We start from the raw sequence: 14,350 nt of genomic DNA, 5'->3' as shown, positions 1-14,350 counted from the left end.
AGGTGCGCCAGGACACCGCGCGGCGGCTCGATCGGGCCATGGGCAGCCTGGGCACGGCGGCCATGGCGCGGATGGAGGAGCAGCTCCCGTGGTACCGCGCGCTGTCGGCCGAGGACAGGTCGTGGGTCGGCCTCGTCGCCCAGGCCGGGATCGCCGCGTTCGTGGAGTGGTTCGGCCACGCCGGCGAGGGACGGCCGACGCCGAACATCGAGTTCTTCGGCACGGCGCCCCGCGAGCTCAAGCGCAGCGTCTCGCTCCAGCAGACCGTCGACATGGTGCGCATCGTCGTCGAGGTCGTGGAGGTGCAGGTCGAGGAGCTGGCCTGCCCCGGCGGCGAGGACCTGCTGCGCCAGGCCATGCTGCGCTACACCAGGGACGTCGCGTTCGCCGCCGCCCAGGTGTACGCCAGGGAGGCGGAGGCGCGCGGCTCCTGGGACGCGCGGCTGGAGGCGCTCATCGTGGACGCGCTGGTCCGCGGCAAGGTGGACGACGGGCTGCACTCGTGGGCGGCGGCGCTCGGCTGGACGTCCGCCCCCGTTGTGGTCTTCGCCGGTTACACCCCGGGCGACGACCCGCAGAGCGTCATCGACGGCCTGCGCGACAGGGGGCGCCGGGTCGGTTACGACCTCCTCGCGGGCGTGCAGGGCAACCGGCTGATCGTCATCGTGGGCGGCGCGGACAGCATCAAGGACGCGGCCCGCAGCGTGGTGCCCCGCTTCGGGCCGGGACCGGTCGTGATCGGTCCGGAGGTGCCGGACCTGCACGCGGCGGCCGGGTCGGCCCACGCGGCCATCGCGGGGCTGCGCGCGGCGGCTGGCTGGCCGGACGCGCCGCGCCCCGTGCTGGCCGAGGACCTGCTCGCGGAACGTGCCATCGACGGTGACGCGTCGGCTCGGGCACAGCTCGTGGAGAACGTCTACACTCCTCTGGCCGGGACTCCGCTGCTGGACACGCTCGCGACCTACCTGGAGCAGGGCACGTCCCTGGAGGCCACCGCCCGGCTGCTCTTCGTCCATCCGAACACCGTGCGGTACCGCCTGAGGAAGATCACGGAACTCACGGGGTACCAGCCCACGGAAGGCCGGTCGGCCTTCACCCTGCAAGTCGGACTGATACTCGGTCGGCTGAGTCTCGCCTAGGGAGTGGCTGACAATTTGTCAGCCACGACCTCGTCGTATGGCGTTAACCATGGGGAAGCCAGGACTGTAGGTTCCCTACAACGTGATCACCGCAAACTTCGTCCGGATCTCCATCTCTGTGGCGAACCCCTACAGGGCAGGGTTGGTGATGTGCTCGTCATCGTCTCTCCGGGCCAAGGCGCCCAGACCCCAGGATTCCTGAGTCCATGGCTTGAGATCCCCGGTTTCCGTGACCGGCTCTCGGCCTGGTCCGAGATCGTGAGCCTCGACCTGGTCGCGTACGGGACCACGGCGAACGAGGACGAGATCCGTGACACCGCCGTCGCGCAGCCCCTGCTCGTGGCGGCCGCGCTCGCGTCGTTCGACGCGCTCGGAGTCGCGCCGGACCTGGTCGCCGGGCACAGCGTGGGCGAGTTCGCCGCCGCCGCGATCGCGGGGGTGCTGACGCCGGAGCAGGCGCTGGACCTCGTCCGGGTGCGCGGCCAGGCGATGGCCAAGGCAGCCGCCGTCACCGAGACCGGCATGACCGCGGTGCTCGGCGGTGTCGAGGGCGACGTGCTCTCCGCCATCGACAAGCACGGTCTCACCCCGGCCAACATCAACGGAGCCGGGCAGGTCGTCGCGGGCGGCACCCTGGAGCAGCTGGCCGCGTTCAAGGAGGAGCCGCCGCAGCGGGCCCGTCTGATCCCGCTCTCCGTGGCGGGCGCATTCCACACGGTGCACATGGCCCCCGCGGTCGACGCCCTGCGCGCGGCCGCCGCGGGCATCGCCCCCGCCGACCCGCGCACCACGCTGCTGTCCAACGCGGACGGCGCCACCGTGGCCACCGGCGAGGAGTACCTCCGCCGGCTGGTCGACCAGGTCAGCAACCCGGTCCGCTGGGACGCCTGCATGGCGACCATGGCGGAGCTCGGGGTCACCACCATGATCGAGCTCCTCCCCGGCGGCACGCTGACCGGCCTGGCCAAGCGGGGGCTGAAGGGCGTGCGCACCTTCGCCCTCAAGACGCCCGAGGACCTCGAAGCCGTCCGAGAGGGGTTGAACGAGCAGTGAAACTGTCCCAGGGGGCTCCGGGGGCCAAGATCCTCGCGTTCGGCGGCTACCAGCCGGCCGGCATCGTGACCAACGACGACCTCGCCAAGCGGATCGACACCAACGACGAGTGGATCCAGAGCCGGGTCGGCATCAAAGAGCGGCGCGTCGCCGGGCCGGGCGAGTCGGAGATCGACCTCGCGGTCCAGGCAGGCGGGAAGGCCCTCGCCGCGAGCGGGCTGTCCAGCGCCGACATCGACCTGGTGATCGTGGCCACCTGCACGCTGGAGGCGCAGATCCCGAACGCCTCGGCACGGGTCGCCCACCGGCTCGGCATCGAGGCCCCGGGCGCGTTCGACGTGAACGCCGCCTGTGCCGGGTTCTGCTATGCCCTGTCCGCCGCCGCCGACGCCGTACGCGCCGGGTCCGCGACGCACGTGCTGGTCGTCGGCACCGAGAAGCTCAGCCAGTGGGTCGACTGGGACGACCGCGCCACCGCGGTGATCTTCGCCGACGGCGCGGGCGCCGCCGTGGTCGGCCCGTCCGACACCCCGAGGATCGGCCCCACCGTCTGGGGCAGCGCCGGCGACAAGTTCACCGCGATCGCCGTCAAGGACCGCGACTCCTTCCTGCAGCAGGAAGGTCAGACGGTGTTCCGCTGGGCCACGACCACGCTTCACCCGGTGGCGAAGCTGGCGTGCGAGCGTGCGGGCGTGGACCCCGCCGAGCTCAGCGCCTTCGTCCCCCACCAGGCCAACCTGCGGATCATCGAGGCGATCGCCCGCAAGCTGGGCGCCGACAACGCCGTGATCGCCAGGGACATCGTGCTCGCCGGCAACACCTCGGCGGCCTCTATCCCGCTGGCGCTCTCCCGCATGATCGAGCGCGGCGAGGTGCAGTCGGGCGGCCTGGCGCTCCTGCTCGGGTTCGGCGCCGGCCTCACCTACGCCGGACAGGTCATCGAGATCCCCTAACACTTTGCACGGCCCGCCGTGCAAACCCGTAAAAATCCGAAATCCAAGGAGAAATCGCGACATGGCAGTGACCGAGCAGGAGATCCTCGCCGGCCTCGGCAAGATCATCAACGAGATCACCGGCATCCCGGCGGCCGAGGTCTCCCCGGAGAAGAGCTTCGTGGACGACCTGGACATCGACTCGCTCTCCATGGTCGAGATCGCCGTCGCCGCGCAGGACGAGTTCGGCGTCGAGATCCCCGACGACCAGCTCAAGCACCTGAAGACCGTCAAGGACGTCATCAGCTTCATCCAGGCCTGAGCGAAGACCGCCGAGCGGAAGCCCGGCGGTCTTCCACGCCATCACACGGGCCTCGTGAACGTGCTGCGGCACATTCGCGCATCCGACCAATCAAGAGGAGTGCACAAAGTGAGTACGAACCGGGTACGTGTCGTTGTCACCGGGCTCGGCGCGACGACGCCCCTCGGTGGAGACGTCGCCTCGACCTGGTCGGCGCTCCTCGACGGGCGGTCGGGAATCCGTTCCATCACCGAGGACTGGGTCGACACCGTTCCAGTGAAGTTCGCCGGAGTGGCGGCGGTCGACCCCGGTGAGGTGCTGCCCAGGCCGGAGGCCCGGCGGCTGGACCGCGCCGAGCAGTTCGCCCTGATCGCCGCCAGGCAGGCGTGGCAGGACGCCGGCGCGCCGGAGATCGACGGCGAGCGCCTCGGCGTGGTGGTCGGCAGCGGCATCGGCGGCATCGGGACGATCCTCTCCGCGTACGACCTGTACCGCGAGAAGGGATGGAACCGGCTGTCGCCGTTCACCGTGCCGATGCTCATGCCGAACGGCTCGGCCGGCTGGATCAGCATCGAGCTGGGCGCCAAAGCGGGAGCGCACGCCACGGTCAGCGCCTGCGCCACCGGTGCCGAGTCCATCGGCTACGGCATCGACATGATCCGCTCCGGCCGCGCCGACATCGTGGTCGCGGGCGGCACCGAGGCCGCGATCCACGGCCTCAACGTCGCGTCGTTCGCCGCCGCGCGCACCATGTCGACCCGCAACGACGAGCCCGAGCGGGCCTCCCGCCCGTTTGACAAGGGCCGCGACGGGTTCGTGCTCGGCGAGGGCGCGGGCATCGTCGTCCTGGAGTCCGAGGAGCACGCCCGGGCACGCGGCGCCCGCATCTACGCCGAGGCGGCGGGTGTCGGCTACTCCAGCGACGGCCACCACATCACCGCCCCTGAGCCCACCGGGCTGGGTGGCCAGCAGGCCATGCTGCGGGCCATCAAGGACGCCGCCATCTCGCCCGCCGACGTGCTCCACGTGAACGCGCACGCGACCTCGACCCCGGTAGGCGACGAGATCGAAGCGCACGCGATCAAGGAGGCCATCGGCGGCCACGCGATCGTCACCGCGACCAAGTCGATGACCGGGCACCTCCTCGGCGGCGCCGGCGGCATCGAGTCGATCTTCACGATCCTCGCACTGCACGAGCGGATCATCCCAGCCATCGCCAACCTCGACGACCCCGCCGACGGCATCGAGGTCGACCTCGTCCGCGGCGAACCCCGCAAGCTCGACGGCGGCCAGATCGCCGCGATCAACAACTCGTTCGGGTTCGGCGGACACAACGTCGCCGTGGCCTTCACCACTGTGTGACTGGGAGCCTCAGATGACTGTGCTCGACAACAGGGTGGTGACCGCGGCCTCGGACGAGGAGGCCGCCGATCCCCGTGATCCGCAGGTACGGCTCGGCCACTTGCTGGACGAGGGCTCGATCCGGCTGATCAGCCCTGAGGACAAGAGCGGCGTCCTGGCCGTCACCGGCCGCATCGAGGGCGTCCCGGTGGTGGCGTTCTGCAGCGACGCCCGGGTCCAGGGCGGCGCGATGGGCGGCGACGGCTGCGAGCACATCATTCATGCGTACGACGTGGCCGTGCGCGAGCGCGTCCCGGTGATCGGCGTCTGGCACTCCGGCGGCGCGCGCCTGGCCGAGGGCGTCGAGTCGCTGCACGCGGTGGGCCGCGTGTTCGCCGCCATGACCAAGGCGTCGGGCGTCGTCCCGCAGATCTCGGTCGTCGTCGGACCGGCGGCGGGGGGCGCGGCCTACGGCCCGGCCCTCACCGACATCGTGATCCTCTCCGACAACGGCCGGATCTTCGTGACCGGGCCGGACATCGTGCGCAGCGTCACCGGCGAGGAGATCGACATGGCTTCGCTGGGCGGCCCCGAGCCGCACAGCAAGCGCAGCGGCGTCGCCCACGTGGTGACCAAGACCGAGGCCGAGGCGCTGCTCAGGGCCCGCCAGATCGCGTCGCTGCTCGGCCACCAGGGCCGGGTGCGCGACGTCGACGAGGTCGACTTCAGCGACCTGCTGCCGGACAACCCGCGCCGCGCCTACGACGTGCACCCGCTCGTGAACGGCATCCTCGACGAGCCCGGTGTCGAGCTGCACCCCAAGTGGGCGCCCAACATGGTGACCATGCTGGGCCGTCTCGGCGGGCGCACGGTCGGCGTCGTCGCCAACAACCCGATGCGGCTCGGCGGCTGCCTCGACTCCGCCTCGGCCGAGAAGGCCGCCCGGTTCGTCCGGATGTGCGACGCCTTCGGGGTCCCGCTGGTGGTCCTGGTCGACACGCCCGGCTACCTCCCGGGTGTGGGTCAGGAGCACGACGGCGTCGTGCGCCGCGGCGCCAAGCTGCTGCATGCCTTCGCGGAGGCGTCGGTGCCCCGGGTGACGCTGGTCACCCGCAAGTCGTACGGCGGCGCGTACATCGCGATGAACTCACGCGCGCTCGGCGCGACGCGCGTCTTCGCCTGGCCCACCATGGACGTGGGCGTGACGGGCGCGGTGGCCGCGGTCCGGGTCCTCAAGCGGCGCGAGCTCGCCGCCGTGCCGGAGGAGGAGCGCCCGGCGCTGGAGGCGAAGCTGGCCGAGGAGCACGAGAAGATGTCGGGCGGTGTCGCCCGCGCCATCGACCTCGGGGTCGTCGACGAGGTGATCGAGCCGGCGAAGACCCGCGGCGCGATCGCCAGGGTGCTGGCCCAGGCCACTCCGGCGCGCGGCGCCCACGGCAACATCCCGCTCTGATCACCGCCCCCGCCCCGCCCGCCGGTGAGCCCCGAGCCGGGCGGGCGAACGAGGGGAACGAGCGCACGGCGACGAGACAGGCGCCGGTCCAGTACTGGACCGGCGCCTGTCTCATGTCTGCGCACCGTCTCGCGTCCGCGCCGTCCTATATGTCCGTCCTATCTGTCCGTGGACGGGCCGGGCGGCTCCGGCGACCGCGCCGCTCCCGGAGGGCGGGTCAGACGGCCGCGTGCAGCCAGCGGACGGGGGCGCCCTCCCCGGCGTACCGGAAGGATTCGAGCTCCTCGTCCCACTGCTTGCCGAGCAGGCGGTCCAGCTCGTCCTCCAGGACGGCCCGGCCCTGCGCCGCCATGAGCATGACGTTGCGTAGCCGGTCCTCGGGGATCAGGATGTCGCCGGTCGCGCCGATGACGGCGGTGAAGGCGCCGAGCGTCGGCGTGTAGGCATGCCGGGACCCGTCGACGCCCGGCGAGGCGTCCTCGGTGATCTCGAACCGGAGGCGCTGCCAGGCCATGAGCGACGATGTGACCGCCGCCGCCGTCCCCGGACGGCCCTCCCACTCCGCCTGGGCACGAACGGTGCCGGGCGCGGCAGACTGGGCGGTCCACGTCAGATCGACGGGGACGCCAAAAACGCCTGCGACAGCCCACTCGATATGCGGGCACAACGCAGGCTGAGCCGAGTGGACGTACAGCACGCCACGAGCAGCTGCCACCGGACCTCCCAATTCGCATGAGGTGCGCCTTCCCCAACGGCCTCACACTGGGATGATCACAAGTGACTGAAGGAGAGACTACCGTCCGTCGCAGTCAGGCACCAGAGGGGGGTCATACCGATTCAGGCTTGACAGCGATTCGTATAGGGCAGACTACGGCGAGTAAGAATTCCGACGCGAAGGGCCCACCCCCATGCGCCCACCCGCCGGCGGCTCCCCGCCACACCAGCTCGTCGAACTCCGGCCCGGCCGTCCCGCGCTCATCCGTCCCGGGGAACTGATCACCTCGTCGCTGAGCGCCGTCTCCCGGTGGACAGTCGGCGCGACCCCCGCGGGTCCGGTTCATCACCTGCGGCTCACACCCGACGTCGACGTGCTCGACCTCGCGGCCGGGCTGTGCGACCGCGGACATCCGGCCTCGCCCAACCACGTGTTCCTCGGGCAGCCGCTGCTGTTCGGTGGGCCGGGGAGCCTGCCCGCCCCCGCGGCTGCCGTGCCGTACGAGCGGGAGGAGCCGTGGGGCGTCACCGTCGGCGTGCTCGACACCGGGCTCGCCCCGCACCCCTGGCTCAGCGAGTGGTACCAGGACGAGATCGCGGAGACCCCGGACTCCGACGGCGACGGGATCCTCGACGAACAGGCCGGGCACGGCACGTTCGTGGCCGGGCTGATCCTTCGGGAGGCCCCCGGCGCCCGGCTGCGCGTCTTGCGCGTCCTCGACAGCCACGGGGTGAGCGACCAGGCGACGCTGCTGCGGGCGCTCGCGCGGCTCGGCGGCGAGCGGATCGACGTCCTGAACCTCTCCTTCGGCGGATACACCGTGGACGACGAGCCGCCACTGGGGCTGACCGAGGCACTCCGCGCCTTCCCGGCGGTCGTCGCGTGCGCGGGGAACACCTCCTCCTCCCGCCCGTTCTGGCCGGCCGCGCTGCCGGAGGTGGTCGCCGTGGGGGCGCTCCACGAAGAGGCCCCGGCCGCGTTCTCCGCGCGCGGACCGTGGATCGACGCCTGCGCCCAGGGCGTGGAACTGACGAGCAGCTTCCTGGAGCATGCGAGTTTCCAGGGCTACGCCACCTGGAGCGGCACGTCGTTCGCGGCGGCGATCGTCAGCGGAGCGGTGGCCCGCCTGTGCCGGGAGATGCCGCCCGCCCGCGCCGCACGGCACGTGCTCATGGAGGGCAAGCGCGTTCCCGGGCTGGGCGTGGCGGTGCGGCTGCGCCAGAAAGAGAGCGCCAGGACGAGAGGACGCCGGCCGGACCGGTCAGGTGAAACGCACCGTCAGGCGGCGCCCCGGCCGCTAGGGTGATCACCATTCGAATCCTCTCCGACGCGCAGAGTCACGATGATGCCTTCAGAGAAGACCCTTACGAGCCTGGACCAGGCAGCCTGGGAGGAGCTCGTCACCCGCTTCGACGGCCGGATGTGGGCGGTGGCCCGCGCCTGCGGGCTCGGCCCCGCCGACGCGGCCGACGCCGTCCAGGGCGCCTGGCTCCGGATGGTCGAGAGCCTGGACGCGATCCGCGATCCCGAGCGGATCGGCGCCTGGCTGGTCACGACGACCCGGCATGAGGCGGTCCGGCTCGCCCAGCGGTCCCGGGGGGAGCGCCCGGCACCGTCCACCCTTCCTGACGTGGCCGTCCCCGATCCGGCGGCGTCCGTGGTGGACGCCGACTACGGCCGGCGGCTCTGGCTGCGGCTGGACGGGCTGGCCGAGCCGTGCCGGTCGCTGCTCCGCCTGTACGCGCTCAACCCCGACGCGAAGTACGCGCAGATCTCCATGCGTCTCGGGCTCCCGATGGGGAGCATCGGGCCGACCCGGTCCCGCTGCATGTCCCGGCTGCGGACGCTGATCGAGGAGGAACGGTGACCGAGGACGACCACCTGCCCGCCTACCTGCTGGCCGCGTTGCGGATGGCCGCCGGGGTGGATCCCGTGCCCGAACGCGTGTCGGAGGCGGCCCGGAACGCCTTCGGGTTGCGGCTGCCCGGAGGAGTCGTGGCGGCACCGTCCGAGGTCGGGCCGGCCGTGGGTGCTCGCTCTGAGGGTGCACGGTCCGAGGGGCAGCCCGCGATGCATCGGTTCGGCGCGGACGGCATCACCCTCGACGTCGAGGTGACCGTCACCGACGGCCGCCTCGACGTGGCCGGCCAGGTGTCGCCCGCTCCGGGCCCCGACGACAGGATCGAGGTCCGTACCCCGGGCACCGGCAGGAGCCGCACCCCGTCCGAGACCGGCCACTTCGCGGTGGCGGGCCTGCCTCCCGGATGGATCAGCGTGGTGTGCCACCGACCGGGCCGCGCTCCGGTGGCCACGCGCTGGCTCCACGTCCGGGATTGACCGCCATGGGTTCCGGCTCGGCCCTGGTCGCTCGGGCCGAGCGCGCGGTCTGGCTGTCCGGCACCGATCCCGAGCTCGCGGAGTCCGAGTCGCGAGCCGTCCTGGCCGAGGCGGAGGCCGTGCCGCCCGAGACGCGGTGCGCGCGGCACGCCGAGGCGATCCCGGTGGCGTTGCGGGCGGCGGCCCTGGCGGCGCGCGAGCTGGGCGACATCGATCTGGCCGTCGAACGGCTGGAGCGGGCCGTCGCCGTCGGCGCGGACTTCCCGAACCGGGTCGCGCAGGCGCGGATGTCGCTGGTGACCGTGGTGGCGGAGCTCGGCGACCCCGAGCGCGGGCTGCGGCTGGCCGACCTCGCGGAGCGCGATCTCACCGGCACCGACCTCGCCCGGCTGGGCGTCCAGCGCTCCGCCGCGTTCATCCTCCTCGGCCGCTTCAGCAAGGCGGTACGGCACTGCGACCACGCGCTCGGGATGCTGGACGGCGATCCGCGATTCCGCGCGGGCGGGCTGCTCAACCGGGGCGTCGCCCGTACATATCTGGAGGAGTACGACCAGGCGGAGACGGATCTCTCGGCGTGCGCGCGGATCGCCCGGACGGCCGGACTCGATCATCTCGCGATGCTCGCCGAGGGGAACCTGCCGTTCGTGGCGGCGAGGCGTGGCGACATCCCCGGGGCGTTCGAGAGCTACCGGGCTGCGGAGGGCACGCTGTTCGGCTATCCCGAGCGGCTGGCCGTGATGCGCACCGATTTCGCGCAGGCGCTGGTGGCAGCGCGGCTGCTCGGTGAGGCGCGGACGCTGCTGGAGCAGGTCGTGCCCGATCTGGCCGCGTCCGGGGCACAGGCCGGGCTCGCGGACGCCCGGCTGCTGCTCGCCCAGGTCGAGCTGCTCACCGGGGTCACCGCGAGCGCCCGCGCCTCCGCTGAGGCCGCGCGGTCGGACCTGGTCCGCCAGGGCCGGGCCGCCCGGGTCCCGCTCGCGACCGACGTGGTGCTCCGCGCCCGGCTCGCGCAGGAGCGGCCGAGCCGTGAGCTGCTGGACGAACTGCTGGCCTGCGCCCACGACCTGCAGAGCGGCGGCTTCCGCTCCGACGCGGCGGCGCTGCGGTTGACCGCCGCCGAGACGGCGCTGCGGATGGGTGAGCCGCGGACCGCGCGCGACCAGCTGGAGATCCTGATCGGCAGCCCCGCGCGGACGATGGTCCGGCAGCACGCCCTGGCCACGCTGCTGCGGCTCGACGGGGACGTGCGCGGCGCGCTGTCCGCGGCCTGGTCAGGGCTGGCGGCCGCCCTCGCGCCGCGTCCACCTGTCGCGGGCAGTCCGGAACCTCCCGTGATCGACCAGGAGACCGGCGGCTCCTCGGACCCGAGTGCCGTCGAGGCACGGGCGTACGCCGCGCGCGCCGCCGAGGATCTCGCCCAGCTCTGCGTACGGCTCGCGCTGGAAACGGGCGACCCCTGGACCGTGCTGACCTGTTCCGAACGCTGGCGGGCTCTCGTACGAGGGGCTCCGGGCCGGGCGGGGGCGCAGGACGAGGGTCTCCCGGCCGAGATGGAACGGACGCCCGCGGGGTCGCTGATCGAGCTGGTGCGGAGCGGGGACGAGCTCGCGGCCGTGCTGGTGACCGCGGGCCGCCGCGTCCTGCGGTCGCTCGGCTCGTATCGGGCGACGGCGGAGGCCACGGTGCGCGTCCGGTACGCCCTGCGCCGCCGCAATCTCCGGGACGTCCAGGTGGAGAGCGGCATGGAGAGCAGCATGGAGAGCGGCATGGAACGCGACCTGGCGTTACTGGACGAACTGCTGCTCGCGCCCTTGGACGTGCCCGGTGGCCCGGTGACGATCGTGCCGGCGGGCGCGCTGCACACCCTTCCCTGGCCGCTGCTCCCGTCCCTGCGGGGCCGTCCCGTGTCCGTGGCGGGGAACGCCTCCTCCTGGCTCGGCGGAATCGGGGCGCCCTCTCCCCCGGACGAACCTGTGGTCGTGGCGGTCGCCGGGCCGGGGCTGGAGCACGCCGGAGCGGAGGCGGACGCGGTCGTCCGGTCACATCCCGGAGCGGTCCGGGTGACCGCGACGAGAGACGCGGTGCTCGCCGCCCTCGGTCACGCCGACGTGCTGCACATCGCCGCGCACGGGACGTTCTCCCCGCGCGGCCCGCTGCTGTCGCGGATCTCGCTCGACGACGGGCCGCTCATGGCCTACGACCTGATCCGGCCGGCCCGGGCACCACGCCTGGTGATCCTTTCGGCGTGCGACGCGGGCATGGCGCACGCCCCGGTGGACGGCGCCGTGCTCGGGCTGGCCGGCACGTTCCTCGATCGGGGAGCGCGATGCGTGATCGCGGGTGTCGTGCCCGTACGCGACGACGAGGCGCTCGCGCTGATGACGGCGCTCCACCCTCTGCTCGGGGACGGTCGTCCGCCCGCCGAGGCGCTCGCCGCGGCGGCGCGAGCGACCGGCGTCCCCGGTTTCGTCTGTTTCGGCGAGGGGGATCAGCCGGTGGCCACCGGGCGATCGGGGTCGGCCACCCAGTGGGACCAGGAGCCGACGTAGAGAGCGGCCGGGATGCCCGCCAGCTCCAGCGCCAGCACCTCGTGCGCCGCGGTGACACCCGATCCGCAGTAGACCCCCACGGGAACCCCGTCCACCACGCCGAGCGTGTTGAACCGCTCGCGCAGGAACTCACGGTTGTGGAACCGGCCGCCGGGCTCGACGTTCTCTGACGTGGGCGCGCTGACCGCGCCGGGGACGTGCCCCGCCACCGGGTCGATCGGCTCGACCTCGCCGCGGTAGCGCTCGGCGGCGCGTGCGTCGAGCAGGACGCCACTCTTGGCGAGGTCGGCGGCCTGGTCGGCGTCGAGCATCGGCATGCCTCCCGCGACCGCGGTGAAGTCCCCCGTCTCCACCGCGGGCTCCTCGGTGACCACCGAGTATCCGGCGTGCCGCCAGGCCCGGATGCCGCCGTCCAGAACGCGCACGTCGGGATGGCCGAAGTAGCGCAGCGTCCACCACGCCCGCGCCGCCGCCGTCGAGTCGGCCTCGTCGTAGACGACAACAGGGCGGGAGCCGTCCACGCCGAGGCGGCGCATCGCGGCCTGGAAGTCCGCCGCCTCGGGCAGCGGGTGACGACCCCCCGCGCCGGGCGCGGCGGCGAGGTCGGCGTCGAGAGCGCAGAAGACCGCGCCCGGGATGTGGCCCTCCACATAGGACTTGTGGTCGGACGGTCCACCGCCGAGCCGCCAGCGGACGTCCAGGATCGTGATTTCGCCGAGGCCGGCGAGCTCTTCGGGCGTGACAAGGATGCTCATCTGGCACTTACCTCCAGCAACGGGACGTTCTGTTCGGCCGCCGTCAGGGAGCCGTGATAACCGATCATGGCGGCTTCGACCGCCTCCGTCCGGGAGGCCACGACCACGCAGTCACCGTACGGCACGACCACGACATCGCCGATCCGGCCGAGCCACTCGCGGCGTACGGCGGGGCCGAACCAGCCCGACTCGACGGCCTCCTCCCGGGAGACCACCCACGCCCGGCCGCGCAGCGCCTCGGCCCACGTCTCCAGGACCGCCGGGGCCGCCCCTTCCGCGGTGTAAAGGTGCCGGACCCGGGCCTCCCCGCCGAGGAGCGCCACCCCCTCGCGGAGCTCGGGCCGCAGGTCCACGTCCACCTTGTCGGTGGGATTGACCATGCCGTGGTCGGCGGTGACGTACATGGCCGAGCCGCGCGGCAGCGACTCGGCGATCCGCTGCGCCATCCGGTCGACGACGGCCAGCTCCTCCAGCCACTGGGTGCTGCCCCAGCCGGTCTCGTGGCCTGCCGCGTCCAGTCCGCCGTAGTAGACGGTGACGAAGGCCCGCCCTCGCAGCGCCTGCCGTACGCCCTCGATCCGGTCGTCCACGCTGTCCGCGGCGACGTGGCGCACGCCGCGGTAGACGGCGCGGCTGAGCCCCGTCCCCTTGAACGCCCCGGGCGCGACATAGACCGGATCCACACCGGCCGCGGAAAGCCGCTGGTAGACGGTCTCGGCCGGTTGCCACCAGTCGGGATCGACGGCGTGGCCGGGCGCGGTCCAGCGCAGGCAGTTGAACAGCCGCCCCTCCCCGGGGACGGCCATCAGGATGCCGACCATCCCGTGCTCGCCCGGCGGCATGCCCGTGCCGAGCGTGGCCAGGCTCGTCGGCGTCGAGGACGGGAACCCTGCGGTGAGCGTCCGTCCCGGCTGCGCGGACAGGAACGGCGCGGCGTCCGGGTGGGCGCGCAGCAGCTCGGCTCCCATGCCGTCCACGAGGAACAGGCAGATCCGCTCGGCGGGATCGAGCCGCAGGGTGTTCCCGGAGCCGGCCCCCAGGGACGCCAGCACGGATCCGGGCAGGTCGGCCAGCGACGCTCCGCCGTAATCGGGGACGTACGGCAGGGCGGAGCGCCCGGGGCTGAACTCGGTCACGTCACCTCCAGGGCGTCGGTCAGGTGGCGGCGCGCGCGGTGGCCTCGGACAGTGCCTTGGCGAAGTCGAGCACGTGCGAGACCGCCTCCGGGCCGTCGGCCGCCTCGCTCACCCGCAGGGACAGGTCGTCGGCGGTGATGGCGCCGGTGTAGCCGTGGTCGGCCTCGCAGCTCTCGTCACCGCAGGTCGCGGGCTCCAGGTCGACATGGGAGATCGCCCCCCACCCGATCGTGAGGGTCGCCTCGGTGGGCGGAACCCCCGGCACATACGAGGCCGGGTCGGGGACCACCCTGGTCACCGCGACCGACTGGATGCGGCTGAGCCGTACGGCCTCTGTGGTGGTCGAGGCGTGCGAGGCCGGCATGCCCTCGGCGGGCGGATGCTCGTCGGTGTGGCACACCAGCAGACGGGTGGGCGAGAGCACCAGGACGGTGACGTGCCTGCGCACCTCCATCGCCGGGTCGAACGTGGCCTCGTGATGCACGACGTACGCCGTGACCTGTTCCTTGCCAAGGGCGGAGTCGACCGCGTCGGCGACCAGGTCGGGGTAGTAGCCGCTGCGATCGATCGCCTCACGCAGGCCGGCGGCGGAGACTCGGGTTTCCCTCATGGGGTCCATCCTGCCCTGTAAGGGACACC

At 72.8% G+C, this 14,350-nt stretch carries 14 protein-coding genes; 10 read left to right on the top strand and 4 right to left on the bottom strand.

What is annotated here, in order from left to right; genetic code table 11:
- The first annotated feature begins 38 nt into the window (after positions 1-38).
- From QSK17_RS24340 to QSK17_RS24315, 6 genes are all read left to right on the top strand, one after another.
- A complete protein-coding gene (locus QSK17_RS24340; protein WP_285707535.1) occupies positions 39-1,139 on the top strand; it encodes a PucR family transcriptional regulator in 1,101 nt (366 codons plus the stop codon).
- Positions 1,140-1,289: 150 nt separating this feature from the next.
- Positions 1,290-2,192, top strand: a complete 903-nt coding sequence (locus QSK17_RS24335) for an ACP S-malonyltransferase (RefSeq protein WP_285707510.1) — start codon at positions 1,290-1,292, stop codon at positions 2,190-2,192.
- Entirely contained in the window at positions 2,189-3,145 is a 957-nt protein-coding gene (locus tag QSK17_RS24330; protein WP_285707509.1) for a beta-ketoacyl-ACP synthase III, read from the top strand. Before QSK17_RS24335 ends, QSK17_RS24330 begins: the two co-directional genes overlap by 4 nt.
- A 61-nt stretch (positions 3,146-3,206) precedes the next feature.
- A complete protein-coding gene (locus QSK17_RS24325) occupies positions 3,207-3,446 on the top strand; it encodes an acyl carrier protein (RefSeq protein ID WP_285707507.1) in 240 nt (79 codons plus the stop codon).
- Positions 3,447-3,554: 108 nt separating this feature from the next.
- On the top strand, positions 3,555-4,787 hold the full coding sequence (fabF, locus tag QSK17_RS24320) for a beta-ketoacyl-ACP synthase II (RefSeq protein ID WP_285707506.1): 1,233 nt from the start codon (positions 3,555-3,557) through the stop codon (positions 4,785-4,787).
- A gap of 13 nt (positions 4,788-4,800) precedes the next feature.
- Positions 4,801-6,219, top strand: a complete 1,419-nt coding sequence (locus tag QSK17_RS24315; RefSeq protein ID WP_285707504.1) for an acyl-CoA carboxylase subunit beta — start codon at positions 4,801-4,803, stop codon at positions 6,217-6,219.
- 217 nt (positions 6,220-6,436) lie between these two features.
- Here the strand turns inward: QSK17_RS24315 and QSK17_RS24310 are convergent, their stop codons facing one another.
- The gene (locus tag QSK17_RS24310) at positions 6,437-6,934 is read right to left on the bottom strand and encodes a DUF3145 domain-containing protein (RefSeq protein WP_285707503.1); all 498 of its coding nucleotides are present in this window, start codon (positions 6,932-6,934) and stop codon (positions 6,437-6,439) included.
- Positions 6,935-7,127: 193 nt separating this feature from the next.
- Between QSK17_RS24310 and QSK17_RS24305 the strand changes: the two genes are divergently transcribed.
- From QSK17_RS24305 to QSK17_RS24290, 4 genes are read left to right on the top strand one after another with little or no spacing between them, the layout of a single operon-like run.
- Entirely contained in the window at positions 7,128-8,240 is a 1,113-nt protein-coding gene (locus tag QSK17_RS24305; protein ID WP_285707501.1) for a S8 family peptidase, read from the top strand.
- Between the two features lie 39 nt (positions 8,241-8,279).
- Positions 8,280-8,801 (top strand): RNA polymerase sigma factor, encoded by a 522-nt coding sequence (locus QSK17_RS24300; protein WP_285707500.1) that lies wholly within the window; start codon positions 8,280-8,282, stop codon positions 8,799-8,801.
- Entirely contained in the window at positions 8,798-9,271 is a 474-nt protein-coding gene (locus QSK17_RS24295) for a hypothetical protein (RefSeq protein WP_285707499.1), read from the top strand. Before QSK17_RS24300 ends, QSK17_RS24295 begins: the two co-directional genes overlap by 4 nt.
- Positions 9,272-9,276: 5 nt before the next feature.
- Positions 9,277-11,820, top strand: coding sequence for a CHAT domain-containing protein (locus QSK17_RS24290; RefSeq protein WP_285707498.1), 2,544 nt, complete (start codon positions 9,277-9,279; stop codon positions 11,818-11,820).
- Here the strand turns inward: QSK17_RS24290 and QSK17_RS24285 are convergent.
- Genes QSK17_RS24285 through QSK17_RS24275 form a run of 3 tightly spaced genes read right to left on the bottom strand, consistent with a single transcriptional unit; the run spans position 11,760 to position 14,321 of the window.
- Positions 11,760-12,575: a sulfurtransferase gene (locus QSK17_RS24285; RefSeq protein ID WP_285707496.1), complete on the bottom strand. Its 816-nt coding sequence runs from the start codon at positions 12,573-12,575 to the stop codon at positions 11,760-11,762. The two genes, QSK17_RS24290 and QSK17_RS24285, sit on opposite strands and share 61 nt — an antisense overlap.
- Positions 12,572-13,711 carry an alkaline phosphatase family protein gene (locus QSK17_RS24280; RefSeq protein ID WP_285707495.1) on the bottom strand — a complete coding sequence of 380 codons (1,140 nt, stop codon included), beginning with the start codon at positions 13,709-13,711 and terminating at the stop codon, positions 12,572-12,574. Before QSK17_RS24280 ends, QSK17_RS24285 begins: the two co-directional genes overlap by 4 nt.
- 19 nt (positions 13,712-13,730) lie before the next feature.
- On the bottom strand, positions 13,731-14,321 hold the full coding sequence (locus tag QSK17_RS24275; protein ID WP_285707494.1) for a DUF5998 family protein: 591 nt from the start codon (positions 14,319-14,321) through the stop codon (positions 13,731-13,733).
- Between the last annotated feature and the right edge of the window lie 29 nt (positions 14,322-14,350).

The organism is Microtetraspora sp. NBRC 16547 (assembly GCF_030268965.1).
Taxonomy (GTDB): domain Bacteria; phylum Actinomycetota; class Actinomycetes; order Streptosporangiales; family Streptosporangiaceae; genus Microtetraspora.
Note: the sequence above shows the minus strand (reverse complement) of the source record. Positions and strands in the feature narration are given on the sequence as shown.

Coding starts and splice junctions, on each gene's coding strand:
- QSK17_RS24340 (WP_285707535.1), top strand. CDS start 39: ATGGGCAGCCTGGGCACGGCGGCCATGGCGCGGATGGAGGAGCAGCTC.
- QSK17_RS24275 (WP_285707494.1), bottom strand. CDS start 14,321: ATGAGGGAAACCCGAGTCTCCGCCGCCGGCCTGCGTGAGGCGATCGAT.
- QSK17_RS24315 (WP_285707504.1), top strand. CDS start 4,801: ATGACTGTGCTCGACAACAGGGTGGTGACCGCGGCCTCGGACGAGGAG.
- QSK17_RS24325 (WP_285707507.1), top strand. CDS start 3,207: ATGGCAGTGACCGAGCAGGAGATCCTCGCCGGCCTCGGCAAGATCATC.
- QSK17_RS24290 (WP_285707498.1), top strand. CDS start 9,277: ATGGGTTCCGGCTCGGCCCTGGTCGCTCGGGCCGAGCGCGCGGTCTGG.
- QSK17_RS24305 (WP_285707501.1), top strand. CDS start 7,128: ATGCGCCCACCCGCCGGCGGCTCCCCGCCACACCAGCTCGTCGAACTC.
- QSK17_RS24285 (WP_285707496.1), bottom strand. CDS start 12,575: ATGAGCATCCTTGTCACGCCCGAAGAGCTCGCCGGCCTCGGCGAAATC.
- QSK17_RS24300 (WP_285707500.1), top strand. CDS start 8,280: ATGCCTTCAGAGAAGACCCTTACGAGCCTGGACCAGGCAGCCTGGGAG.